Origin of the sequence: Micromonospora sp. URMC 105, assembly GCF_051386295.1 — a bacterium.
Lineage (GTDB): Bacteria > Actinomycetota > Actinomycetes > Mycobacteriales > Micromonosporaceae > Micromonospora.
Genome location: NZ_JBPQTL010000092.1, coordinates 1 through 22,598, shown reverse-complemented (window position 1 = coordinate 22,598; position 22,598 = coordinate 1). Strand labels below are relative to the sequence as shown.

General features: G+C 74.5%; 21 protein-coding genes. 12 read left to right on the top strand and 9 right to left on the bottom strand.

Annotated features, from left to right (window positions below):
* Positions 1-164 precede the first annotated feature (164 nt).
* Genes ACSNN7_RS23485 through ACSNN7_RS23470 form a run of 4 tightly spaced genes read left to right on the top strand, consistent with a single transcriptional unit; the run spans position 165 to position 2,827 of the window.
* Positions 165-626: a roadblock/LC7 domain-containing protein gene (locus ACSNN7_RS23485; RefSeq protein WP_436683101.1), complete on the top strand. Its 462-nt coding sequence runs from the start codon at positions 165-167 to the stop codon at positions 624-626.
* A 27-nt stretch (positions 627-653) separates the two neighbouring features.
* Positions 654-998 carry a DUF742 domain-containing protein gene (locus ACSNN7_RS23480; RefSeq protein ID WP_238452096.1) on the top strand — a complete coding sequence of 115 codons (345 nt, stop codon included), beginning with the start codon at positions 654-656 and terminating at the stop codon, positions 996-998.
* Entirely contained in the window at positions 976-1,563 is a 588-nt protein-coding gene (locus ACSNN7_RS23475; protein ID WP_436683100.1) for a GTP-binding protein, read from the top strand. The genes ACSNN7_RS23480 and ACSNN7_RS23475 overlap by 23 nt, the downstream gene beginning before the upstream one ends.
* Before the next feature lie 22 nt (positions 1,564-1,585).
* The gene (locus ACSNN7_RS23470; protein WP_436683099.1) at positions 1,586-2,827 is read left to right on the top strand and encodes a styrene monooxygenase/indole monooxygenase family protein; all 1,242 of its coding nucleotides are present in this window, start codon (positions 1,586-1,588) and stop codon (positions 2,825-2,827) included.
* 126 nt (positions 2,828-2,953) lie between these two features.
* Here the strand turns inward: ACSNN7_RS23470 and ACSNN7_RS23465 are convergent, their stop codons facing one another.
* The gene (locus ACSNN7_RS23465) at positions 2,954-3,340 is read right to left on the bottom strand and encodes a DUF2267 domain-containing protein (protein ID WP_436683098.1); all 387 of its coding nucleotides are present in this window, start codon (positions 3,338-3,340) and stop codon (positions 2,954-2,956) included.
* Positions 3,341-3,661: 321 nt separating this feature from the next.
* Here ACSNN7_RS23465 and ACSNN7_RS23460 point away from each other — a divergent pair, with 321 nt between their 5' ends.
* The 3 genes from ACSNN7_RS23460 to ACSNN7_RS23450 all read left to right on the top strand — a co-directional run bounded on the left by ACSNN7_RS23460 (position 3,662) and on the right by ACSNN7_RS23450 (position 5,783).
* Complete coding sequence (locus ACSNN7_RS23460; RefSeq protein WP_436683097.1) at positions 3,662-4,609, top strand: hypothetical protein; 948 nt, start codon at positions 3,662-3,664, stop codon at positions 4,607-4,609.
* 302 nt (positions 4,610-4,911) lie between these two features.
* The gene (locus tag ACSNN7_RS23455; RefSeq protein ID WP_436683102.1) at positions 4,912-5,352 is read left to right on the top strand and encodes a hypothetical protein; all 441 of its coding nucleotides are present in this window, start codon (positions 4,912-4,914) and stop codon (positions 5,350-5,352) included.
* On the top strand, positions 5,349-5,783 hold the full coding sequence (locus ACSNN7_RS23450) for a hypothetical protein (protein ID WP_436683096.1): 435 nt from the start codon (positions 5,349-5,351) through the stop codon (positions 5,781-5,783). Before ACSNN7_RS23455 ends, ACSNN7_RS23450 begins: the two co-directional genes overlap by 4 nt.
* An 87-nt stretch (positions 5,784-5,870) precedes the next feature.
* Here the strand turns inward: ACSNN7_RS23450 and ACSNN7_RS23445 are convergent, their stop codons facing one another.
* Both ACSNN7_RS23445 and ACSNN7_RS23440 read right to left on the bottom strand, forming a co-directional pair.
* A complete protein-coding gene (locus tag ACSNN7_RS23445) occupies positions 5,871-6,317 on the bottom strand; it encodes an ATP-binding protein (protein ID WP_436683095.1) in 447 nt (148 codons plus the stop codon).
* Positions 6,318-6,386: 69 nt separating this feature from the next.
* Positions 6,387-7,142, bottom strand: a complete 756-nt coding sequence (locus ACSNN7_RS23440) for an alpha/beta fold hydrolase (RefSeq protein WP_436683094.1) — start codon at positions 7,140-7,142, stop codon at positions 6,387-6,389.
* A gap of 68 nt (positions 7,143-7,210) precedes the next feature.
* Between ACSNN7_RS23440 and ACSNN7_RS23435 the strand changes: the two genes are divergently transcribed.
* A complete protein-coding gene (locus ACSNN7_RS23435; RefSeq protein ID WP_436683093.1) occupies positions 7,211-10,288 on the top strand; it encodes a BTAD domain-containing putative transcriptional regulator in 3,078 nt (1,025 codons plus the stop codon).
* On the opposite strand, the gene ACSNN7_RS23430 is transcribed toward ACSNN7_RS23435, so the two are convergent.
* Positions 10,254-10,808 carry a dihydrofolate reductase family protein gene (locus ACSNN7_RS23430; protein ID WP_436683092.1) on the bottom strand — a complete coding sequence of 185 codons (555 nt, stop codon included), beginning with the start codon at positions 10,806-10,808 and terminating at the stop codon, positions 10,254-10,256. The genes ACSNN7_RS23435 and ACSNN7_RS23430 overlap by 35 nt on opposite strands.
* Before the next feature lie 183 nt (positions 10,809-10,991).
* Between ACSNN7_RS23430 and ACSNN7_RS23425 the strand changes: the two genes are divergently transcribed.
* Positions 10,992-11,708 (top strand): alpha/beta hydrolase, encoded by a 717-nt coding sequence (locus tag ACSNN7_RS23425; protein ID WP_436683091.1) that lies wholly within the window; start codon positions 10,992-10,994, stop codon positions 11,706-11,708.
* A 46-nt stretch (positions 11,709-11,754) separates the two neighbouring features.
* Here the strand turns inward: ACSNN7_RS23425 and ACSNN7_RS23420 are convergent, their stop codons facing one another.
* Entirely contained in the window at positions 11,755-13,308 is a 1,554-nt protein-coding gene (locus ACSNN7_RS23420; RefSeq protein WP_436683090.1) for a PP2C family protein-serine/threonine phosphatase, read from the bottom strand.
* A gap of 157 nt (positions 13,309-13,465) precedes the next feature.
* On the opposite strand from ACSNN7_RS23420, the gene ACSNN7_RS23415 reads away from it, so the two are divergent.
* Entirely contained in the window at positions 13,466-14,224 is a 759-nt protein-coding gene (locus tag ACSNN7_RS23415; protein ID WP_436683089.1) for a class I SAM-dependent methyltransferase, read from the top strand.
* A 30-nt stretch (positions 14,225-14,254) separates the two neighbouring features.
* Here the strand turns inward: ACSNN7_RS23415 and ACSNN7_RS23410 are convergent, their stop codons facing one another.
* The gene (locus ACSNN7_RS23410; protein WP_436683088.1) at positions 14,255-14,842 is read right to left on the bottom strand and encodes a CGNR zinc finger domain-containing protein; all 588 of its coding nucleotides are present in this window, start codon (positions 14,840-14,842) and stop codon (positions 14,255-14,257) included.
* Positions 14,843-14,949: 107 nt separating this feature from the next.
* On the opposite strand from ACSNN7_RS23410, the gene ACSNN7_RS23405 reads away from it, so the two are divergent.
* On the top strand, positions 14,950-15,939 hold the full coding sequence (locus ACSNN7_RS23405; RefSeq protein WP_436683087.1) for a LacI family DNA-binding transcriptional regulator: 990 nt from the start codon (positions 14,950-14,952) through the stop codon (positions 15,937-15,939).
* 30 nt (positions 15,940-15,969) lie between these two features.
* Here the strand turns inward: ACSNN7_RS23405 and ACSNN7_RS23400 are convergent, their stop codons facing one another.
* Genes ACSNN7_RS23400 through ACSNN7_RS23390 form a run of 3 tightly spaced genes read right to left on the bottom strand, consistent with a single transcriptional unit; the run spans position 15,970 to position 19,865 of the window.
* The gene (locus tag ACSNN7_RS23400; RefSeq protein WP_436683086.1) at positions 15,970-17,220 is read right to left on the bottom strand and encodes a vWA domain-containing protein; all 1,251 of its coding nucleotides are present in this window, start codon (positions 17,218-17,220) and stop codon (positions 15,970-15,972) included.
* On the bottom strand, positions 17,217-18,458 hold the full coding sequence (locus tag ACSNN7_RS23395; RefSeq protein WP_436683085.1) for an AAA family ATPase: 1,242 nt from the start codon (positions 18,456-18,458) through the stop codon (positions 17,217-17,219). The genes ACSNN7_RS23400 and ACSNN7_RS23395 overlap by 4 nt, the downstream gene beginning before the upstream one ends.
* Before the next feature lie 48 nt (positions 18,459-18,506).
* Positions 18,507-19,865, bottom strand: coding sequence for a hypothetical protein (locus ACSNN7_RS23390; RefSeq protein ID WP_436683084.1), 1,359 nt, complete (start codon positions 19,863-19,865; stop codon positions 18,507-18,509).
* Between the two features lie 269 nt (positions 19,866-20,134).
* Between ACSNN7_RS23390 and ACSNN7_RS23385 the strand changes: the two genes are divergently transcribed.
* The coding region (locus tag ACSNN7_RS23385) for a glycoside hydrolase family 3 N-terminal domain-containing protein (RefSeq protein WP_436683083.1) at positions 20,135-22,598 on the top strand (2,464 nt) is incomplete at its 3' end.

Sequence of the window (22,598 nt, the reverse complement as noted above, 5' to 3'; positions counted from 1 at the left end):
GGGCAGACCCCCTCGCCCGGGGCGCACCGCCCGCCGCCCCCGGTCACGGCACCGCAGCTCTCGGCCCCGCCGCCCGGCGGGTCCGCCTGGCCCGACGAGACGGCGGCCTTCGCCGCCGGGGTCGGCGACGCCCGGCCCGCCACCCTCGACGAAGGACGCTCCTGATGACCCGACCCCTCGACGCACGCCACCAGCCGGCCGCCGGCCAGACCCCGCCGGACTGCGCCTGGCTGGTCCGCCAGTTCGCCGACGACGTGCCCGGCGTCACCCACGCGGTGCTCGTCTCCCTGGACGGGCTCCAGCTCGCCGCGTCCGGTCGGGTGCCCCGTGACCTCGGCGACCAGCTCGCCGCCCTGACCTCCGGGCTGCTCAGCATCGCCGACCGCAGCGCCGCCCTGCTCGACCTCGGCGCGTCGGAGTACCTGACGGTCCGGCTGCCCCACGGGCACCTGCTGTTCATGCGGGTGGGCGAGTCGGCGGGCCTGGCCGTGGCCGCCACGGCCGGCTGCGACCTGCGCGTCGTCGCCTACCGGATGACGCAGTTCGTCGGCGCCGTACGGCACGCGCTCACCCCGCAGGTCCGCAGCGAGCTGCACCGCCACACCGCCGGCCAGCCGGCCCGCTGACCACCCCGGAGCCAAGGAGTCTCCACCATGCCCACCCCGTACTGGAAGGTGCGGCCCTACGTCCTCACCGGAGGGCGCACCCGCACCAGGCAGCACCTGCTGGTGCACACCCTGGTGTCGGTGCCGTACTACGACGCCGTGTTCGCCTCCGGCCTGCTGCCCGAGCCGCGGTCGCTCTACGAGCACGCGCGCACGACCCGCTCGGTCGCCGAACTGTCCGCGGTCTGCGGCATGTCGCTGGGGGTGACCCGGGTGGTCGTCGACGACCTCGCCGCGACCGACCGACTGCGCATCCACGGCGACACCGCCGCCTCCCCGTTCGACCACCGCCTTCTGGAGAGACTCCGCGATGGCCTCCGTCAGCTCGCCTGACCACCCCCTGCCGACCTCCGCGAAGATCGTCATTGCCGGCGGCTTCGGGGTCGGCAAGACGACGTGCGTGCAGTCCATCTCGGAGATTCCGCCGATCAACACCGAGGCATGGATGACGGCGGCCAGCGAGACCGTGGACCGGCTCGACCCGGGGATCGACAAGACGACCACCACGGTGGCGATGGACTTCGGCCGGCTGACCATCGGCGGGGACCTGGTGCTGTACCTGTTCGGCACGCCCGGGCAGCCCCGGTTCTGGCCGATGTGGGACGACCTGTGCCGCGGCGCGGTGGGGGCTCTCGTCCTGGCCGACACCCGGCGCCTGGAGGCGTCCTTCCCCGCGGTGAACTACTTCGAGCAGGACACCGACCTGCCGTTCGTGGTCTGCGTCAACCTGTTCGACGGCGTACTGACCCACCGCCTGGACGACGTCCGGGCGGCCCTCGGACTGTCCCCCCACGTTCCCGTGGTCGCGTGCGACGTGCGGGACCCCTCGTCGGTCGCGCGGGCGCTGGTGACGGTCGTGGAGCACACCATGGCCAGCACCGCCGGCGCGGTCCGGTAGCTCACCCACCCTGGAGGTACAGATGCGCAGAATCCTGATCGTCGGGGCCGGCCAGTCCGGGCTGCAGCTCGGACTCGGCCTGCTCGCCGAGGGCTACGACGTGACCGTCATGTCGGCTCGCACGCCCGAGGAGATCCGCCGTGGCTGGGTGATGAGCACGCAGGCCATGTTCGCCGCCGCCCTGCACACCGAACGCCGGTACGGCCTGGACCTCTGGGCGGCGCAGACGCCGCAGATCCAGGGGTTGCACGTGTCGCTGTCGGCACCGCCCGGCGAGCGGGCGCTGCGCATCCCCTGCCCGCTGGACGAGCCCGCGCAGAGCACCGATCAGCGGCTGAAGATGGCGGCCTGGCTGGAGCTGTTCGAGCAGCGCGGCGGCACCGTGCACTACCAGGGCGTGACCACGGCCGACCTGGACGGGCTGACCCGGCTCGGCCGCTACGACCTGACCGTCGTGGCGGCCGGCAAGGGCGATCTGGTGGGTGTCTTCGACCGCGACCCGCAGCGGTCGGTGTACGCGACGCCGCAGCGCGGGCTGGCCGTCGCGTACGTGCACGGGATGACGCCGGACCCGCTGTGGCCCGAGCCGCACGTCAGCTTCAACGCGGTGCCCGGGCTCGGGGAACTCTTCGTCATTCCCGCGCTCACCCTGTCCGGACCGTGCGACATCCTGTTCTGGGAGGCGGTGCCGGACGGGCCGCTGGACCTGTGGCAGGAGCGGCGGGACCCGGCCGAGCACCTCAAGCTGACCCTGGAGCTGACCCGGCGGTACACGCCGTGGATCCACGAGCGGTGTGCCGGGGTGGAGCTGACCGACGGGCGGGCCACCCTCTCCGGCCGGTACACCCCCACGGTCCGCCGCCCGGTGGGCGAACTCCCCTCGGGGGGCGCCGTCTTCGGCATGGCCGACGTGGTGATCGCCAACGACCCGATCACCGGCCAGGGCAGCAACACCGCCGCGAAGTGCGCCGACGCGTACCTGCGGTCGATCCTGGAGCGTGCGGACCAGCCCTTCGACCGGGAGTGGATGGAGCGGACGTTCGAGCGGTTCTGGGTCGACACCGGGCAGGCGGTCACCCACTGGACCAACGCCATGCTCCAGCCGTTGCCCCCGCACGTGCAGCAGATCCTCGGCACCGCCGCGTCCAGTCCCACCGTCGCCCGCCGGTTCGCCAACGGCTTCTGCGACCCGAACGACCTGCAGGACTGGTTCATGGCGCCGGATCGCGCGGAGCGCTACCTGGCCGCGGTGGCCGCCGGCTGACCCGCCGACGGGCGGACCGCGCGCGACGGGCCGGCGCAGGCCCGCCCGCGCGTTGGTCCGCCACCCGCGGTCACCCCGGCGGCTCACCGCCGGCAGGTCCGGATGCGACCCGGTGCCCGCGTGGCGTCAGGGTGCGCGGGGCAGAGGCTCGGCCAGTGCCCGCAGGTCCGCCGGCAGTTGCGCCATGGCGTCCTCGAACTCCCGGTGCCCGACCACCCGGTGCAGGGTCTGCAGGACGGCCCGCACGCCCCGCTCGGCGACGCCGCGGTCCACCCCCGCGCCGTCCGCCACCCGGCGCACGAACTCGTCGTAGCCGAAAGCCTCCGGGTCCTCCGCGCCCTTGATCAGCAGCGGGCTCAGCTCGGCGGCGAGATGGCCGGACAGGGCTGCCGCCTCGCCACCGCTGATCCGCTGCGTGAGGGTACTCAGGGTGGCCTCGGTCAGGGACCGCGCCGTCTCCGGCGGTACGCCCGCCCGTGCGGCGACCTTGTCGACGAACTTCAGCTCGCCCATGCGATGTCCTTCCCGTGGCGGAGGCAGCGTGGCTACCCGCGGCCGTTGCCGGCAAACGCCCAGTGGCCCGGGGGCCGGGAGGGGCGGGCCCGGGGTACGTGCGCCCGCCGAGTGGCCTCGTCCATTCCGAACACCCGGTCCGCGCCGGCGCCGTCACATCGACGCCCGCTCCGGCCTCATTCCCGGCAACCGGGGTGGTAATCCGAATATCAATTTGTTTGCGGTCTTTGTCCCATTTGCCCGAAACAAGGGATTTTTCTGTATAGCGTCGAACCCGCCTTCTCGACAGTCGAGAGGGGACATCCGAGCAGAGGCGAGAACGTGAAACTAATCCGGCGACTTTCCACCACCGCGGCGCTGGCGATCGCCGCCACGGGCGGTGTGGCAGCGTCCTTCGGCGCCCCGGCGCTCGCGCAGCCCGGCGACGCCAGTGCCCGCGGAGTGGTCGTGGACCTCTCCGCCGCCGTGGCAGGGGTTCCCGTGATCAACGCCGACGTGGTCATCGGCACCGCCGTCGCGCCCGCCGGTGGCGGCACGGACACCGACACCGCACTGGCGATCACCATTCCGGGCGCCCTCGGCGTCACCGCCTCCGGCACCGTGGTCGAGGTCACCGCCACCCGCGGTCCCACCGCCTCGTCCGCCAGTGCGGAGATCGCCGACCTGGCCCTGGCCGTCCTCGGCACCCCGGTCATCGACGCGGACGTCATCACCGCCGCGGTCAACTGCCCTCAGGTCGGCGCCCAGACCGCCGACACGACGTTCACCGGGCTGGAACTGTTCGGTGAGCCGGTGGAGCTGCTGCCCAACACTCCCGGCGTCACCGCGAGCATCCCGGTCACCGTCGCCGGGCTGACCGGTGCCAGACTGACCGCCACGCTGACCAACGTGGAGACCGTCACCCCGGACGGCGCGGTCGCCATCGCCGTAGTGGCCACCCTGCGCCTGACCGGCACCACCGTCGGCGGGACGCTGCTGGACATCCCGGTCGGCACCGTCATCCTCGCCGAGGCGCGCTGCGAGCGTCCGCTCGGCCCGTCCCCGACCGCGAGCCCGACCCAGCCGACGCCCTCGCCGACTCAGCCCACGGCGGCCCCGACGGTTGGTCCGACCCAGCCGCCGACGGTCAGCCCGCGTCCGATCCTGCCCGTCACCGGCGGCAACGCCTCCGGCCTGTGGTGGCTCCTCGGCACCGGCACCGCGATGGTCGTCGCCGGCGTCGGGGCACGACTGATCGCCCGTCGCTCCCGGACGTCGATGGAGGCGTGACGTCACGAGCTGACTGATCTGCGCGCGAAGGGGGTTCCCGGGCCGAGGCCCGGGGACCCCCTCCGGCGTCGACCCGATGCGCCCACACCGCCCCTGACCAGCAGCTATGTCGGATCCCATCAGTTGGGGCGACCCGCTTCGGGTGGTATGACTAGAGGTGTCGACCACCGATGACGCTCGTCGTCACACCCCCGTCACAGCGGCGGGTGCCGCCCGTACGGGCAGTGTGGTCGTACGCCTCCGGCAACCGCAGCGTCTCCGACGGGGTACCGCATCGACCTCAAGGAGTTGCCGTGCGCAGCATGCGGATCTGGCGTAACCGGCGACCGTTCGAGAACGCCATCCTGATCACCGTGCCCGTGTGCGGGTTCCTGCTCATCACCCTGAAGGTGAGCCCGCCCTCGGTGGAGATGGCCATGCCGGCACCGGTCCGGATCGGCTGGGAACTGGGGCTCATCGCCGTCGGCGTCAGCGGCCTGCTCGGCCTGCTCTGGCCGGGACGGATCTCCACCGGCCTCGGCATCGAGCTGGCGTCGATGCTCCTGCTGGGCACCCTGTCCGGAATGTACGCCGTCGCCCTGGCGGTGATGTCCGGCCGGATGGCGGTGGCGGCCACCTCGTTCATCGCCGCCGTCGCCATCGGCGCGTGCTGGCGGGCCGTGGAGATCCTGCTCGACCTCCGCCGGCTGATCCGCACCACCGACCGGGACAAGGCCGAGATACTGACCGGCGGCCGGCGATGACCCCTCCGACCGACACCTCCGCCGCCCCCGACTGGGTACAGATCGTCCTGTCGGTGCTGGGTGTGCTCGGCGGCGCCAGCGGCCTGGCGGCCATCGCGGCCGTCGTGGCCCAGCGCGGCAAGTTCAAGGCGGACGCGGCCGACGTGCTCACCGACGCGGCACTGACCCTCGTCGAGCCGATGCGGCTGCGGGTTTCGGAACTGGAGACGGAGGCACAGGCGGCCCGGGAACAGTTGCGGGCGGCCCGGGAGCAGACGCAGCGCGCGACCGCGACGCTCGCCGACCTGCATGCCATGCTCGACCGCTGGTACGCCCTGATCTTCGCGCCGGACGCCACCCTGCGATCCATCCGCAGCGCGGTGCGCGAGGACCGCCGCCGGCGCGGCGAGCAGTGGGAACGCCGCACCGACACCACGCCGCGCCAGCCCTGACCGCGCCGGCCGACGCCTGCCGCGGGTGTCCCGTCAGTCCGGGTCAGCCGCCCGGCCGGGCTCGGGCGTCGCGCCGCCGGCGGCGGGCTATCTGTCGGCCCGGTCCAGGCAGGCGGTCACGGTGGCGGTGACGCCGTCGGCTTTCCGGACGAGCAGCAGGCCCTCGGTCAGCTGGTGGGCCAGCCACAGCCCGCGTCCGCCGGCGACGTCCACGGCGGGCGGCCGCACCGGCAGCGTCGCGCCGGCCGCGCCGTGGTCGCTGACCTCGCAGATCAGCACGTCGTCCTGGCGGTGGAGGTCGAGGTGGCCGCGGCCGCCGCCGTGGCGCACCGCGTTGGTGGCCAGTTCGTGCACCGCGAGGACGAAGTCGTAGCCCTCGTCGCCGCGGAGCCCCGCAGCACTGACCGCCGCGTGCAAGCGGTGCCGCAGGGCGGTGACCGTGTCGGCGGTGAAGTCCTCCGACAGGAGGGCAGACCCGGCGGCCGGCCCGGGGGTCACCAGCCCCGGTTCGGTCGTGCCCGCGTCGTCGTCCACGCCCGCAGGTTACTCACGCTGGAAACTTCCGCGACCGTTGCGGGAGGACAACCATCGTTTCCCGGGCCGTCAGCCCTCGTCCAGGAACTCGTCGACCATCGGGGCCAGCCAGTCGGCGCGGTGCGGGACGGTGGTGTGCGTGGTGCCGGGCAGGATGGCCAGCCGGCAGGCCGGCAGGCCGGTCAGGTCGCCGGGCACCCCGCCGCCGAGCAGCCGGAACATCCGTACGGCGTGCTCGGGCCGGACGATGTCCGCGTCGGCCAGCACGATCATGGTGGGTGCGGCCAGTGCCCGGATCTGCTCGGGCGTCCACCGCGGCAGGTTCGCGTCCAACACCTTCATCTTGGTGACCAGAGCGGGCCAGCCGGTCGGGTCCGGCGCGGTCCGCAGGTACTCCTCGTGGAACTCCGAGCCGTGCAGGTGTTCCGGTTGCAGGTCCTGGATGCCGTCCAGCAGCCCGGGGTGCAGGCCGGTGTCGTCGAAGCTCACCGAGGCGAGCACCAGCCGCCCGACCCGCTCGGCGTGGTCGGTGCCGAGGCGCAGCGCGACCGCCGCGCCCATGCTCCAGCCGAACAGGTCCGCCCGGCCGACGCCGAGACGGTCGAGCAGCTCGACCACGTCGGCGGCGAAGTGCTCCACGGTCAGCGGACGGTCGATGTCCGGGGTACGGCCGTGTGCCTGCAACTCGACGGCGATCACCCGCCGGGTCTTCGCCAGCAGCGGCAGGATCCTGCCGAACGAGGTGCCGATGCCGGAGAGCGCGCCGTGGATCAGCACGAGCGGCCGGCCCTCGGCGATGCCGTGTTCTTCGTGGTGGATGTCCATGTGCCGAGGATGGGCCGGGGCGCTTACGGTCCACTTCAGGTCGGGTTCGCGTCGCTAGGATGGCGGCCGTGCAGTTCGGGGTGCTCGGGCCGCTCGCCGTCACCACCGACACCGGCGAGCCGGTCGTCGTGCCCGGCGCGAAGGTGCGGGTGCTGCTGGCGGATCTGCTGGCCCACCGCAACCAGGTGGTCTCGGCGGACCGGCTCGTCGACGACCTGTGGGGCGACGACGCCCCGGCCAATCCGGCCGGCGCCCTGCAGGTGCGGGTGTCGCAGCTGCGCAAGGCGCTCAACGACGCCGAGCCGGGCGCCCGCAACCTGGTCGAGTCGCGGCCGCCCGGTTACCTGCTGCGTACCGGCGCGGTGGACGCCGACCGGTTCGCCGAGCTGGCCACCTCGACCGACGTCGACCGGCTGACCGCCGCCCTCGCGCTCTGGCGCGGCGACCCGTACGCCGACGTGGCCGACGCCGAGTTCGCCCGGGCGGAGGCGACCCGCCTGGCCGAGCAGCGCCTGGTGGTGCACGAACGGCTCGCCGACGCCCGACTGGCCCGCGGCGAGCACGACCTGGTCGCCGCCGACCTCGCCGAGCTGGTCGCCCGGCATCCGTTGCGGGAGGGCCTGCGCGCGTTGCAGATGCGCGCGCTGTACGCCGCCGGTCGCCAGTCCGAGGCCCTGGACAGCTACGCCGACCTGCGCGACCGCCTCGCTGACGAGCTGGGGCTCGACCCGGGGCCGGAGCTGGTCGCCCTGCACCGCCGGATCCTCGAGCAGGACGCCGGCCTCAGCGCCCCGCCGAAGGCGGCGATCATCCGGAACAGCCTGCCGGCCCGGCTCGACGAGCTGGTCGGGCGGGCCGAGGCGCTGACCGAGCTGCGCGCCCTGCTCCCGCGGCAGCGGCTGGTCACGCTGATCGGGCCCGGCGGGGTCGGCAAGACGCGGCTGGCCACCGAGGCCGCCCGCGAGCAGTCCCTCCCCGACGGCGTCCACCTCGTGGAGCTGGCCCCGCTGCCGGCCGGCGACCCGGGCGTCGCCGACCAGGTGCTCGGCGCGCTGGACCTGCGGGAGGCCGCCGGCGCCAGCGTCTCCGCCGTCGACCGGTTGTCCGCCGGGCTCCGGCACCGGCAGCTGCTGCTCGTGCTGGACAACTGCGAGCACGTGATCGAGCCGGTCACCGCGGTGGTCGCCCGGTTGCTGCGCGACGCCCCCGGGGTCACCGTGCTGGCCACCAGCCGGGAACCGCTCGGCCTCACCGGTGAGGTGCTCTGGGAGGTGCCGCCGCTGGCCGTACCCGGACACGACCGTGACCTCGACGCGGTCCGGCGCTCGGCCGCGGCCCGGCTCTTCGCCGCCCGGGCCGGCGCGCACCAGCGCGGCTTCCGCCTCGACGAGCGCACCGGGCCCGCGGTGGCCCAGCTCTGCCGCCGGTTGGACGGCCTGCCGCTGGCCCTCGAACTGGCCGCGACCCGGGTGCGGGCGCTCGGCGTGCAGGGCGTGGTGGACCGGCTGGACGACCGGTTCCGGCTGCTCACCACCGCGCAGCGGGACACGCCGCCGCGGCAGCGCACGCTGACCTCGGTGATCGGCTGGAGCTGGGACCTGCTGGACGAGGCCGACCGCCGGGTGCTGGCCCGGCTGGCGGTGTTCAGCGACGGCTGCACCCCGGAGGCGGCCGAGCAGGTGTGCCGGACCGATCTCGACGCGCTGGCCCGGCTGGTGGACCGTTCGCTGGTGGTGGTGGACGACTCCGGCGCGGGCCCCCGCTACCGGCTGCTCGAGTCGGTCGCCGCGTTCTGCCTGGAACGCCTGCCCGACGCCGACGACGTCCGCGCCCGGCACGCGGCCTACTACACCGACCTGGCCGAACGCGCCGAGGCGAAGCTGCGCGGCCCCGACCAGCGCCAGTGGCTGGCCCGGCTCGACACGGAGGCGGCGAACCTGCGCGCGGCGCTGGCGCACGGCGGCGGGCTGCGCCTGGCCACCGCGCTGAGCTGGTACTGGTTCCTGCGCGGCCGGCTCACCGAGGCGCGGCGGGCGCTGGCCGTGCCCGGCGATCCGGCCGAGGAGGCGCGCGCCGTGCCGTGGCGGGCCGGTTTCGCGCTGCTGCAGGGTGACCCGGTCGTGCCGGGCGACCTGCGCGCCGCCGTGGCCGGCACCGGCGACGGCCGGGCCGCGTGGTTCGTCGCGAACGCGGTGATCGACCGCAGCGACCTGGCGCTGGCGGACGAGCTGCTGCCCACCGCCGTCGACGACCCATGGACCGAGGCCGCGGTGCTCAGCTCGCGGGCCAAGCTGGCGCACGCCACCGGCGACCTGGCCACGCTGGAGCGCGCCGGGACGCGTAGCGCCGCGTTGTTCGCCGGGATCGGCGACCGCTGGGGGCGGCTGCAGGCGAGCGACTGGGTGGGCGGCCTGGCCGAGATGCAGGGCGAGATCGAGCGCGCCGCCGCCCTGCACCGGGAGGGGCTGCGCTGGGCCGAGGAGCTGTCGCTGTGGCCGGAGGTGAGCAACAAGCTGTCCTGGCTCGCCTGGCTCGCGGTGCAGACCGGCGACTACGCGCGGGGCCGGGAGCTGGCCGAACGCGCGTACGGGCTGGCCGTCGAGCAGGACGCGCCGAACGCGACGATCTTCGCCGAGCTGAGTCTCGGCCTGGCCGCCCGTCGCGAGGGCAAGCTCGACGTGGCCGTCACGCACCTGACGCGTATCGCGGAGCAGGGTCGCCGGGAGACCCGGCCGGCGCTGTACCTGCCGATGGTCCTGGTGGAGCTGGGTTACGCGGCCGAGCAGGGCGGCGACCGGGCCGCCGGGCTGGCCCTGCACGTCGAGGCGTTCGACGCCGCGCAGGCGATGGGGTCGCCGCGGGACGCGGTCAGCGCGCTGGAGGGGATGGCCTCGGCGGTGGGTCCGCCCGAGGTCGCAGCCCGGCTGGTGGGCGCCGCGGCCGCCGCCCGGGAGGCCGCCGCCGCCCCGGCCGCGCCGGCGGAGCGCGACGAGATCGACCGGGTGACCGGCCGGCTGGTCGGCGCCCTCGGACGGGAGCGCTTCGACGCGCTGGTCACCGAGGGCCGGGAGCTGGACCCGGGCGAGGCCCGGGCCCAGGTCCGGCCGACCGTCAGCGGGCCGCCTTCGGTCGGTACGAGGCGATGATCACGCCGCTGCGCTGGACCTTGGTGTCGATCAGCTCGAACGACGCGGTGAAGTCCTTCAGCGGCGCCGTGACGCTGTCGCCGCCCTGCAGGACCGGGTGGATCCAGAACCGGACCTCGTCGAGCAGGCCCGCCGCGATCAGCTGAGTGGTGACCGAGCCGAAGCCGTACTGGAGGATGGTCTTGCCCTCCTGGGCCTTGAGCCGGGTCACCTCCTCGACCAGGTCGCCCCGCAGCACCTCGCTGTTGTTCCAGGTGGGGTCGGTCAGAGTGGTCGAGGCGACGTACTTCTTGACGTGGTTGAAGTAGGCCGCGCCGGTGCTCGGGTCGCTCTCGTCCTGGTTCGGCCAGGCGGCGGACATGCCGTCGTAGGTGATGCGGCCCATCAGCAGGGCGTCGGCCTCGTTCGTCTGCCCGCCGGCGAAGGCGGCGGCCTCGTCGTCGAAGTACGGCATGGTCCACACGGGGTTCTCGATGACGCCGTCGAGGGTGATGTAGGTCGAGTTGATGAGCTTGCGCATCGGGGATCTCCTGCGGGTCGGTGTGCTCTCTCGGTGACACCCGGAACATTGCCGGATCCCGCTTACGATTCGCTTCAGGCACCCTTACGCAGCGCGGACCGGGGTTTTCCGGCCGCGCCGGGACTGCCGACCGCCGGACCGGGTAGCCCGCCGGGAAAGTACGTCCGACGCGCGGAGGCACCCATGCCGATCACCCCGGAGACCGCAGCACCGCACGAGCAGCCGGAGGAGAACTCCCGGCACGGCCGGCTGAGCGTGCGGCCCGGTCCGCCGATCGCTGCCGGGGCCCGCACCGGGCTGCTGTCGTTCGAGGGGCCGGCCGGGGACCTGGTCGCCCAGGCCTGGGTGCCGGAGCCGGCGGACGGCGGGCCGTACCGGCTGGTCCTGCTGCTGCACGGCGCCGGCGGGTCACCCCGGCAGGCCCTGGAGCTGATGCTGCCGGTCGCCGACGAGGAGCGCCTGCTGCTCGTCGCGCCGCAGTCGGTCGCGGCGACCTGGGACATGATCGGGGTCGGCTTCGGCCCCGACGTGCGGCGCATCGACCGGGTGCTGCAGGAGATCGTCGCCGGACACCCGATCGCCGGCCTGCTGATCGGCGGGTTCTCCGACGGCGCGTCCTACGCGCTGTCGATCGGCCTGATCAACGGTGACGTCTTCGACGCCGTGCTGGCCTTCTCCCCCGGCTTCGCCGCCCCGCTGCTCACCCACGGCACGCCCCGGGTGTTCGTCTCCCACGGCACCGCCGACCGGGTGCTGCCCGTCGACCGGTGCAGCCGGACGTTGGTGCCGCGCCTGCAGACGCTCGGGTACGACGTCACCTACGACGAGTTCGACGGCGGGCACGAGGTACCGGAGGAGACCGTACGCCGCGCGGTGGCCTGGCTGCGCCCGGCCGGCTGACCATCGGGGCCCACCCCCGCCTCGCCGTCTCCGGTGGCAGGCACTGTCAGGGCAGTACGCGCACGGCCAGCGTGCAGGTGTCGTCCTCCGGGCTGGGCTGGTGCAGCGCCTCGCGCAGCCGCGGCAGGGTCCGCTCCCCGGGCTCGCGGGAGAGGTCCGACAGCGCCCGCATCACCGGGCCGAGCAGGTCGACCGTCTCCCCGACCCGCCGTTCCACCAGCCCGTCGGTGTAGAACAGCAGCAGGTCGTCGCCGCGCAGCCGCGCGACGACGACGGGATAGGCCGCCTCGGTGTCGGCACCGAGCAGCATTCCCGCGGGCCGGTCGAGTTCGGCGGTCGTTCCCGCCCGCGCCAGCAGCGGGGCCATGTGGCCCGCTCGGGCCCAGCACAGCGAGCGGGTCGCCGGCTGGTAGACGGCGATCACCGCGGTCGCGGTGATCGCGAGCTGCGCGCAGAGCCGGTTCATGTGCCCGAGCAGCTCTCCCGGGTCCCGGATGCCGATCGACAACCACGCGACCAGCGCGAACCGCAGGTGCGCCATGCCGCTGGCCGCCTCCAGGCCGTGCCCGGCGACGTCACCGACCGCGAGGACGACCAGGCCGTCCGGCATCGTCTGCGCGTGGTACCAGTCGCCGCCGACCTGCACCGCGCTCTCCGCCGGCAGGTACCCGACCAGCACCTCCAGGCCGGTCAGCGGGAACGGCTCGCGGGGCACCGGCTGGATCAGGTTCTGCAACTGCCCGGCGAGGCGGTGCTCCGCCAGCGCGGTCATCTCCCGGGTGCGCAGCTGGTCGCTGAGCCGCTCGATCGCGGTACGGGAGTCCACCCGCGCGGTCACGTCCTGCACCACGGCGTAGACCTTCACCGGGGCGCCGTCGGAGTCCCGGGCGACCTCGGAGAGGATGCGCAGGTACTTCACCGACGCGCCGGTCCGGAACCGCACGGTGACGTCCGAGGTCGCCCCGCTGTCCAGGGTCTGCCAGGCGGCCTCGCGCAACCCGTGGTCGTCGGCGACGACGGCCGCGGACTGCTCGGCCCGGGACAGCGGCCCGAGCGCCGGGTCGCGGTCGAAGATGCGGTACATGCCGGGGGACCACTCGCTGCGGCCGGTGATCAGGTCGTACTCCGCCCAGCCGAGGCTGCCCAGCAGCTCGGTGCGCTCCAGCCGCCGCTGGTGCTCGTCCAGCCGCTGCCACCACACCAGCAGGCCGCCCAGCACCCGGTGCACGCTGATGTCGAACAGCGCGTCGGCCACCACGCCGGCCTGCTTGCCCTCGTAGCGGAAGTCCGGCAACCGGACCGGCGCACCGCCGGCCAGCACCTGGTGGTACGCCTGCCACAGCGGACCACCGACCATGCTGGGATAGAGCACGCTGAGCAGTCCGCCGACCCGGCCGGTCCCCCGGCCGTAGACGTCGCGGCCCTGGTCGCTGGTGGCGGCGACGCGGAAGTCCACCACGTCACCGTCCTGTGTGACGGGCAGCAGCCAGGTGCACCCGGCCGGGATCGCCGCCAGCACCTGCCGCACCGCCGACACGATGAGGTCGTCCGGCCGGGACGCCGTCTCGGCATGCGTGATCCGCATGCCCTCGTCTGCCATGCGAGCAGCCTAACGATCCCTCGTCGCGGGCAGCAGGCCCGAAGACCCGACATCCGGATGCGTCCCCGTCAACCCGCCGGCCCCTTGTCGCCAATATTTTGCAACAAGGGGCGAAGAACCCTCGACGCGGGTCCGGCCGGTAACTATCGTCTCGGTCATGACTCCTTACCTTGTCGATGCCGGGGCGTGGCAGGAAAGCTGGGACCGGCAGCAGGAGGCGTACCTGCCGGACCGGGAACACCGCTTCGCCGCGCTGCTCGACGCCGCCGACGCCGTGACCGGTGACGGGCCGCTACGGCTGCTGGACCTGGCCGGCGGCACCGGCTCGATCAGCCTGCGCGCCCTGGCCCGGCGCCCCGACGCGCAGGTCACCCTGGTCGACCTGGACCCGGTCCTGCTCACCCTCGCCGAGGCGTCCCTGTCCGGCCGGGCCACGCTCGTCGCCACCGACCTCAACCGCCCGGAGTGGACCGCCGCGCTCCCCCACCGCGAGTACGACGCGGTGCTCACCGCAACCGCCCTGCACTGGCTCGACGGCCCCCGCCTGGCCGAGCTGTACCGCGAGATCCACGGCTGCCTGCGGCCCGGCGGTGTGTTCGTCAACGCCGACCACATGCCCGGCGACACCCTGCCGACCCTCACCGCGCAACTGACCGCGCGGGCCCGGCAGCGACGCACGGCCCGGCACGCGGCCGGCGCCGCCGCGTCCTGGGCCGGCTGGTGGGAGCAGGCCGCCGCCGACCCGGCCCTCGGCCCCCTGGTCGAGAAGCGGAGGCAGGTCTACCCCACCGGACACAGTCCCGAGTGGACCCCGCCGGCGCAGTGGCACCTGGACGCGCTGCGCGCCGCCGGCTTCCGCGAGGCCGGGGTGCTCTGGCGCAACGGAGCCGACGCCGCCGTGGCCGCCCTCGCCTGAGCAGGCCAGAGCGCCGCCCGGGTGCGCCGCCTATCGCTCCCGGGCGGACGCCGGCGCACCCCCGGCGGCCCGATTCCTGCGGGCCGCGTAGGCGCGCTTCATCTTGATGTGGTTGCCGCAGCCCGCCATGGAGCACCACCGGCGGGCCTGGTTGCGGGAGGCGTCGTAGAACGCCCAGCGACAGGTGTCCCGGGCGCACACCTTGAGCCGGGTCCAGGTCTGCTCCTCCGCGCTGCTCCGCAGGGCGTCGAGCAGCCCGGCCAGCGCCTGGCCGAGGGGGTCGTCGCGGGTGGCGGCGAGCCGGTGGCCGTCGTCGGTGAAGGCCAACCGGACGGGAAACTGCGCCAGGACCTCGTTCAGGCGGTCCCGGGCGTCCGGGTCGACGCAGTGGCCGGCGTGGCCCTGGAGCACCTCGCGCAGACCTTCCCGGACCGTCGTCGCCACGCGCAGGTCCGTCGCCGTCAGCCGCGCGTCCGCCGGCACGAGCCGCCGCTCGACGAGCCAGTCGCGGAGCCGGTCGGGCGTGCTCAGCGACTCCTCGTCGATCTGCGGCTCGAAGGTGTTGACGAAGTCCCGCACCAGCCGGACGGCGGGAGGCACGGCTGCGTCGTCGCTCACGGAGACCTCCTGAGGTTCACACCAGCGTACTTCCTTGACAGGTGTGACTGGCTCTGCGAGGGTGCGAAGTACACCACCGAAACCCCTTGGCCGGTGTAGGAGGCGTTGTGGTCGCCACGCTCAGGGACGTCGCGGAGTTCGCCGGGGTGTCGGTGAAGTCGGTCTCGAACGTCGTCAACGGCTACCCGTACGTCAGCGACGAGCTGCGCCGCCGCGTCCAGGCGGCCGTCGACGAACTGGGCTACCGCCCGAACCTGGCCGCGCGGAACCTGCGCGCCGGTCGCACCGGCCTGCTCGCGCTCGTCGTACCCGGGTTCGACGTCCCGCGCCTCGACGAACTGGTCCGGGAGGTCGTGGCCGGCGCCGAGCGGCGGGGCTACCGCGTCGTCATCGAGCACAGCCGCCGCGTCGCGGCGGGCGAAGCCCGCCCGGTGCCGGTGGACGGCGTCCTGCTCGCCGCCGACGTCGCCCCACCGGGGCTGATCGAGGGACCGTCGACGGGACCGCCGCTGGTCGTGCTCGGCGACGCTCCCGGCGGCCGCTGCGACCGCGTCGCCATCGACCACGCCCGGGCCGCGGAGGACGCGTCCGCGCACCTGCTGCACACCGGGCGGCGGCGCATCGCGGCTATCGGCGTCCGCCCACGGCACTCCCCCGCCGCTGCCCAGCGGTACACCCTCGGCTACCGGCGCGCCCTGCGCCGGGCGGGGCTGGCACCGCCGTCCGGCTACCTGCAGCCCGCGCTGCCTCACCGGCGCGCGGAGGGCTACCACGCCGCCCGCACCCTGCTGGCGCACGAGCAACGGCCGGACGCCCTGCTCTGCTACTCGGACCGGTTGGCGATCGGCGCCCTGCGCGCCACCGTCGACGCCGGGCTGCGCGTGCCCCAGGACGTCGCGGTCATCGGGATCGGCGACAGCGAGGAGGGCCGCTACGCCCGGCCCACCCTGAGCACGGTCTCCGCCGACACCGCCTTCATCGCCCGCGAGGCGGTGGCCCGGATCGTCGCCCGGATCGCCCGGCGCGACGCCGCGCCCGCCTTGGTGGTCGCGCCGCACACCGTGGTGCCCCGGGAGAGCACCGCGCCCGCCGGCTGAACGTCCGGCCGTCCGCGGACCGTGGCCGGCTCAGCGAGCGGCGGGAGCGGAACCGATGCTCACCACCCGCGCCCACCCGGGCGGCGTGGTCGGCACGTAGTCGGGGTCGTCCTCGTCCCACGACCCGACCCGGGAGAAGAGCCCCACCACCGTCCGGCACGGCGGCCGCGAGGCGGGCCAGGGCGTCTGCCCGTCGGTCAGCACCACGACGACGTCCGGTCGGGGCCGGGCCCGCAGCGCCCGGGTGAACCCCGTCCGCAGGTCGGTCCCGCCGCCGCCGAGCAGCGGGATGTCCTCGGCCCGGCACAGCGGATGCACGACCCGGGCCGCCGCGTCGCACGGCAGCACGCTGACGAGGTCGCGCCGCCCACCCACGGCCCGCGAGATCGCTGCCACCTCCAACAGCGCGCTGCCCAGCTCGGCGTCGCTCACCGATCCGGACGTGTCGATCACCACGCAGACCCGAGGAGGCGTACGGCGCAGGCTCGGCAGGACAGCTCCGGGCACCCCGGCGGAGCGCCGCGACGGACGCCCGTAGGTGTAGTCCTCCCCGACTCCGGGTGCGGAGGCCGCCGAGCGCACCGCCGCGCCCAGCAGTTCCCGCCACGGCTGCGGTGGGTGGAATGCCGCCTGTGCCCAGCGTCGCCAACCCGCCGGCGTGCTTCCCGGCCGGGCGGTGATGCCCTCGGCCACCCGGAACCGCACCGCGTCCCGTTCCTGCGCGGTGAGCCCGTGCGCGCCGTCCGGCCCCAGGTCCCACACCCGCTCCAGCCCGTCCGCCCCACTGCCGCAGTCCAACCAGGCCAACGCCTGGGTACGAGGTCCGAGCCGGAACTGGCGCAGGTACTCCTCCATCAGCTCGCCCTCGGGCAGCCCCAGGTGTCCCGGCTCGACGGCGCCCTCGGGCCGGGCCAGACCGTCACCGAACACGTCGTCGTTGATCTCTAAGTCCGCGGCGATGTTCATCCGCAGCCGTTCGCCCGGCCCGGTCAGGCCGCGCTCGCGCGCCACCCGGTCGCTACGCCCGTGGTGGTCGCGCAGCAGGTGCGATACCTCGTGGACCCACACCCCGGCGAGCTCTTCCACCGGGGTGCGGTCCACGAAGGCCGGTGCGGCGTAGCAGCGCCAGTGCCGGTCCACGGCCATCGTCGGCACCCACCTGGACTCCACCACGTGCAGAGCGAACAACGCCGTGGCCAGGTAGGGCCGGACCCGGGCGGCGTGCAGCCGGGCGGCGAAGAGCTTGTCGAGGTCCAGCGCCCCGGCGCGGCCGGCGCTCACCGGCCGGTCCCCGCGGCGGCGGCCACCCGCGCCGCCGCCTCGTCGGCGCGCCGGGACAGCGACACCGCGCCCGCGAGCCGCTCGATCGACGCCGGAAGGTCCCAGTCCTCCTCGCGCAGGGCGGCGAGGGTGGACGCGGGGACGACGACCAGGTCCGGAGCGCCGGTGTCCAGGGCCCGCACCAGCACTGCCCACGCGGCGTCCCAGCGGGAGCGCTCCGGATGCCGGCGGACCGCCTCCACGACGCCGTCCAGCACGGCCTGGCGCAGGTCACCCCGCTCGGGCAGCACCACGCTCGCCGGGTCGGCCAGCAGCACCTCCGGGTCCGGCAGGTCCATGCGGTCCATGCCGGCCAGCAGCTCCAGGCCCGGGCCGTCCCCCACCGTGCCGCGTACCAGCATCGACAGCACGTCCCGTGAGGTGTCGGCCGCGGTCGCGAAGGCGATCAGGCGCAGGGTCATCTCCCAGCTGCGGGGCGACGGCCAGGCTCCGCCCCGGCGGCTCTCGGTGCTGGGCAGCCGGTGTACCAGCGCCGGGCGGGCGGACAGCAGCCCGCACACCGCGCGGCGGGCGAGGCCGACGGCCGCCGGCAGCCGCTCTGGGTCCAGCCGGGGCAGGGCGGCCCGGGGCCAGGTTCCACCCAGGCCGCGTACGACGACCTCGTGGTCGTGGGTCCACTGGAGATGGACGAAGCGGTTGGCCAGGGGCGGGCTCAGCTCCCAGCCGTCCGCGGCCGAGGAGCGCGGGTTGGCGGCGGCCACGATCCGGACTCCGGGCGGCAGTCGCAGGGCGCCGATCCGCCGTTCGAGCACCAGCCGGAGCAGGGCGGCCTGCACCGCCGGTGGTGCGGTGGACAGCTCGTCGAGGAAGAGCAGTCCCCGGCCGGCCCGGACCAGGCGGACCGCCCAGTCCGGCGGGGCCATCGGGACGCCCTGGACGGCGGGGTCGTCCCCGACGACCGGCAACCCGGAGAAGTCGGACGGCTCGTGGACGCTGGCGATCACCGTGGTCAGCGGCAGGTCCAGCGCCTCGGCGAGCTGGGTCAGGGCGGCCGTCTTGCCGATGCCCGGTTCACCCCACAGCAGTACGGGCAGGTCGGCGGCGACGGCCAGGGTCAGGGCCTCCAACTGCGGGTCGGGGCGAGGTTCGGTGGTGGTGTCGCCGAGCAGGGCGAGCAGTTCGGCGGCGACGTCGAGCGCCGGGGCGTGGACGGGTGCGACGGAGATACCGAGTGGCATGCGTGATCACCTTTTGTGGGTTCGGCGGGAAGCGGAAGAGGGCGCTGTTCAGCGCGGGAGGACGTGGCGCGGGCGCGAGCGACGGTCACGGGTACGGCGCGGGTCCGAGGCGGCGGGGCCGGGACCGCGCCCGGCCAGTCCCGCCCGGAACAGTCCGTACGTGACCCGCCGCTGCGCGGCCGTCTCCAGCTCCTCGCGCAGCGCCCCGGCCCGCAGCAGCGCGTCCGGGCCGAGCAGCGCCTCGACGGTGGCCAGCGCCCCGGCGGTGTCGCCGTGGTCCAGGCGGGCCCGGACGTCGTCGAGGCACTCCGGCCTGCGGTGCGCCTCGTCGATCGCCCGCAGGCAGGGCAGCGGGGCGCCCCCCAACGCGACCAGCAGCTCCTCGCGGCGGATCTCGGCCGGGTCATGGTCCAGCGCGGCCAGCACGCCGTCGACCAGGCCGATCCGGTGCCGGGCGCCCCGGCACGGCACCAGGCGCGGCTGCCCTCGCGGGTCCGGCACCGATGCCGCCCCGGCCGCCCGGTCCCCGGTCACCAGCGCCGACGCCACCAGCGGGTGCAGCCGGTCGGCGTCGATCAGTCCGGTGCGGAGCAGTTCCAGGTCGGGTGACACCCAGGTCGCCGCGTCGGGCAGCACCGGCAGCCCGCCGGCACCGCCCCGGCCGGCTGCCGATTCGATCCGCAGACCCGCATCGCCCGCCGCCACGTGCAGGACCAGCCGGCGGCGGCCCCCGAGTCGGGCGGTGACGGCACCGTCGGCCCGCCCCTCGGCGCGGAGCAGGATCGCCGCCTCGGCCGCCCACCGGTCCACCGCGCAGCCCCGACCGCGCGGCACTGCGCCCTCGGGGTCGGTATCGGGGCCGGCATCGGCGGGCGGCCGGTCCGCCCCCGACCGGATCCTCAGCTCAGCAGCCCGGCCCGCGTCCCACAGGTGGCGGTGCAGGTCGAACCGGAATCGACGGTCGGGGTGGGGGTGCGGATGGCGGCGCTCCCCCGAGCCGGCCCACAGCGCGAGGCCGAAGCGTTGACCCGCATCCGCCCAGGCCGGCGGGGTGCGGGCCACCAGGTGCACGGCGCCGCCGGCCACCTCGTACCGGGCCAGCGCGACGGTCAGGCCGGGGCGAAGCAGCCCGTCCGGGGCGATCCTCGGCAGGTGCCAGCGCAACAGGTCGGGTGCCAGCTGCCGGAGGTCGGCCCGGACCCGCGCCGCGAGTTCCCGGCCGTGGGTACGGGCCAGGGAACGCAGGTCGAGGTCGACGTCGACGCCCGCGGCCGCACACGCTCCGGCCCAGTCACCGGCACGGCGACGAGCGGTCGCAGACTCGATCATGGAGGGCGGCACGGCGAACTCGCGCACGCGACGCCAGAGGGTGAGACGGGAATCCACGTTCGCGGTACGGGAGCGCATCAGCACTCACCTTGCGCGGACGGGACCTCCAATCTGACACGAGAAGTCATCATCGCCGCGGAGCATACCGCTCGGCACACCGGATCGCCAGGGTGTTCACCAGCCGCACGTCCGGCGCGCGTCGGACCTCTTCCATCCGAGCCCGCCCCACTTTTATTGCGCCGTAATATTGACGGACCCTGATCGAATTGGGAAGGATTCCTTACCGGGACGAGGGCGGTCCGGACCGGGAGGGTACGGGCGCCCGACTCCCGTAGGGAGGCACCCACATGAGTCCATGTTGGCGCAGCCGCGCCGCACTCGTCGGCACCGTCGTCCTGGCCGCATCGCTGCTGCCGGCCTCGTCCGCGTCCGCCACGAGCACCGGAACCGTCACCGTCGCCGCGGACCGGTCGGTCCACACCGTCGCGGAGGGCGGCCGGGCCCGGATCGCCGTCTCGGTGACCACGTCCGACGGGCAACCGTTGGCCACCCCGACGACCGTCCGCTACTCCACCGGCAACGGCACCGCCACCGCCGACGCCGACTACACCGCCGTCACCGGCACGCTGACCTTCCCGGCCGGCAGCCCGTCCGGCACCGCGCGACACGTCGAGCTCACCGTCCACACCGACCCGACGGCCGAGACGGCGGAGACCGTCCCGCTGAACCTCTCCACGAACTCCACCGGCGCCACCGTCACCGGAGCACCGCTGGTGGTCATCGACGCGCACGGCCTGCCGTACCTCGACCGGAGGCTGCCGGTCGACCGGCGCGTCGCCGACCTGCTCGGACGGATGACGGTCGAGGAGAAGATCGGCCAGATGACCCAGGCCGAGCGGGCCGCGGTCGCCGCCGACCCCACGCTGGTCGCGAAGTGGCGGCTCGGTTCGGTGCTCTCCGGCGGGGGCTCGACGCCCGCCACCAACACCCCGGCCGCCTGGGTCGAGATGGTCAACGAGTTGCAGGCCCAGGCACTGAGCACCCGGCTGCAGATCCCGATGATCTACGGCATCGACGCCGTGCACGGGCACGGCAACGTGCACGGGGCCACGATCTTCCCGCACAACGTCGGCCTCGGGGCCACCCGCGACCCGGCCCTGGTGGAACGGATCGGGCACGCCACCGCGACCGAGGTGCGGGCCACGGGCATCCCGTGGAACTTCGCCCCGTGCCTCTGCGTCTCCCGGGACGAGCGCTGGGGGCGCAGTTACGAGAGCTTCGGCGAGGACCCCGCGCTGGTCATCCCGATGGCACGGATCATCGACGGCCTGCAGGGGCGCCGCGCCGGCCGGCTCGACGACGCCGACCGGGTCCTGGCGACCGCCAAGCACTACGCCGGCGACGGCGACACCGACTACGACGAGGCCATCGCCGCGGCCAACGAGGGCAAGCCGTGGTGGGAGCAGCGGTACCCGATCGACCAGGGCGTGACGGTGACCGACCGCGCCCGCTTCGCCCGCATCGATCTGTCGCCCTACCTGCCCGCCCTGCGGCGACACGACGTCGGCAGCGTGATGCCCTCCTTCTCCAGCGTGGACTGGACCGAGGACGGCCTGGGCAACCCGACCAAGATGCACGCCAGCCGCGAGCTGCTCACCGACGTGCTGAAGGGCCGACTGGGCTTCGACGGGTTCCTGATCTCCGACTGGGAGGGCATCCACCAGATCCCCGACCCGGCCGAGCCGGCCAACACCGGCCTGACCGCGTACAAGGTGCGGGTCGGCGTGAACGCCGGCACCGACATGTTCATGGAGCCGAACAGCGCACCGCAGTTCGAGGAGCTGCTCCTGGCCGAGGTGACCGCCGGCCGGGTCAGCACGGCCCGCCTCGACGACGCGGTACGGCGCATCCTGCGCAAGAAGTTCGAGCTCGGCCTCTTCGAGCAGCCGTACGCCTCCGCGGCGAACGTCGACCGGGTCGGCAGCGCCGCACACCGGGCGATCGCCCGGGACGCGGTGGCGAAGTCGCAGGTGCTGCTCAAGAACGCCGGGCGGGCGCTGCCGCTGCGCCGCGACGCCAACCTGTACGTGGCCGGCCGCAATGCCGACGACATCGGCAACCAGGCCGGCGGCTGGACGATCACCTGGCAGGGCCAGTCGGGCGACCTCATCCCCGGCACCACCGTCCTGGAGGGCATCCGGGAGGTGGCGCCGCAGGCGCGGGTCACCTACAGCGCGGACGCCTCGGCGCCCACGGCCGGCGCCGACGTCGGCGTGGTGGTGGTCGGCGAGACGCCGTACGCCGAGGGGTACGGCGACGTCGGCGGCCCGGAGTGCGGCTGGTGCTCGACGCCCCAGCAGGAGGAGAAGTCACTGCGCCTGCAACCCGCCGACCAGGCCGTGATCGACAAGGTCTGCGCCGAGATCGAGACCTGCGTGGTCCTGGTGGTCTCCGGACGGCCGCAGATCGTGACCGACCAGCTCGGCAGGATCGACGCCCTGGTGGCGTCGTGGCTGCCCGGCAGCGAGGGCGCCGGCGTCGCCGACGTCCTGTTCGGCCGGCGCCCGTTCACCGGTCGCCTCCCGGTGACCTGGCCGCGCAGCGAGGCGCAGGTGCCGATCAACGTCGGTGACCGGGACTACCGGCCGCTGTACCCGTTCGGCTGGGGACTGCGGACCGGCCACGGCCGGTCCGCGCCGGCAGCAGTGGCCGGCGAGCGGCCGGAGCTGCGCGCGGCGCTGACCCCGGGCAACTGGGACGCCGACGGCTCGCTGCGCAACGCCCCCGAGGTGCTGCGACCGCTCGGCCGGC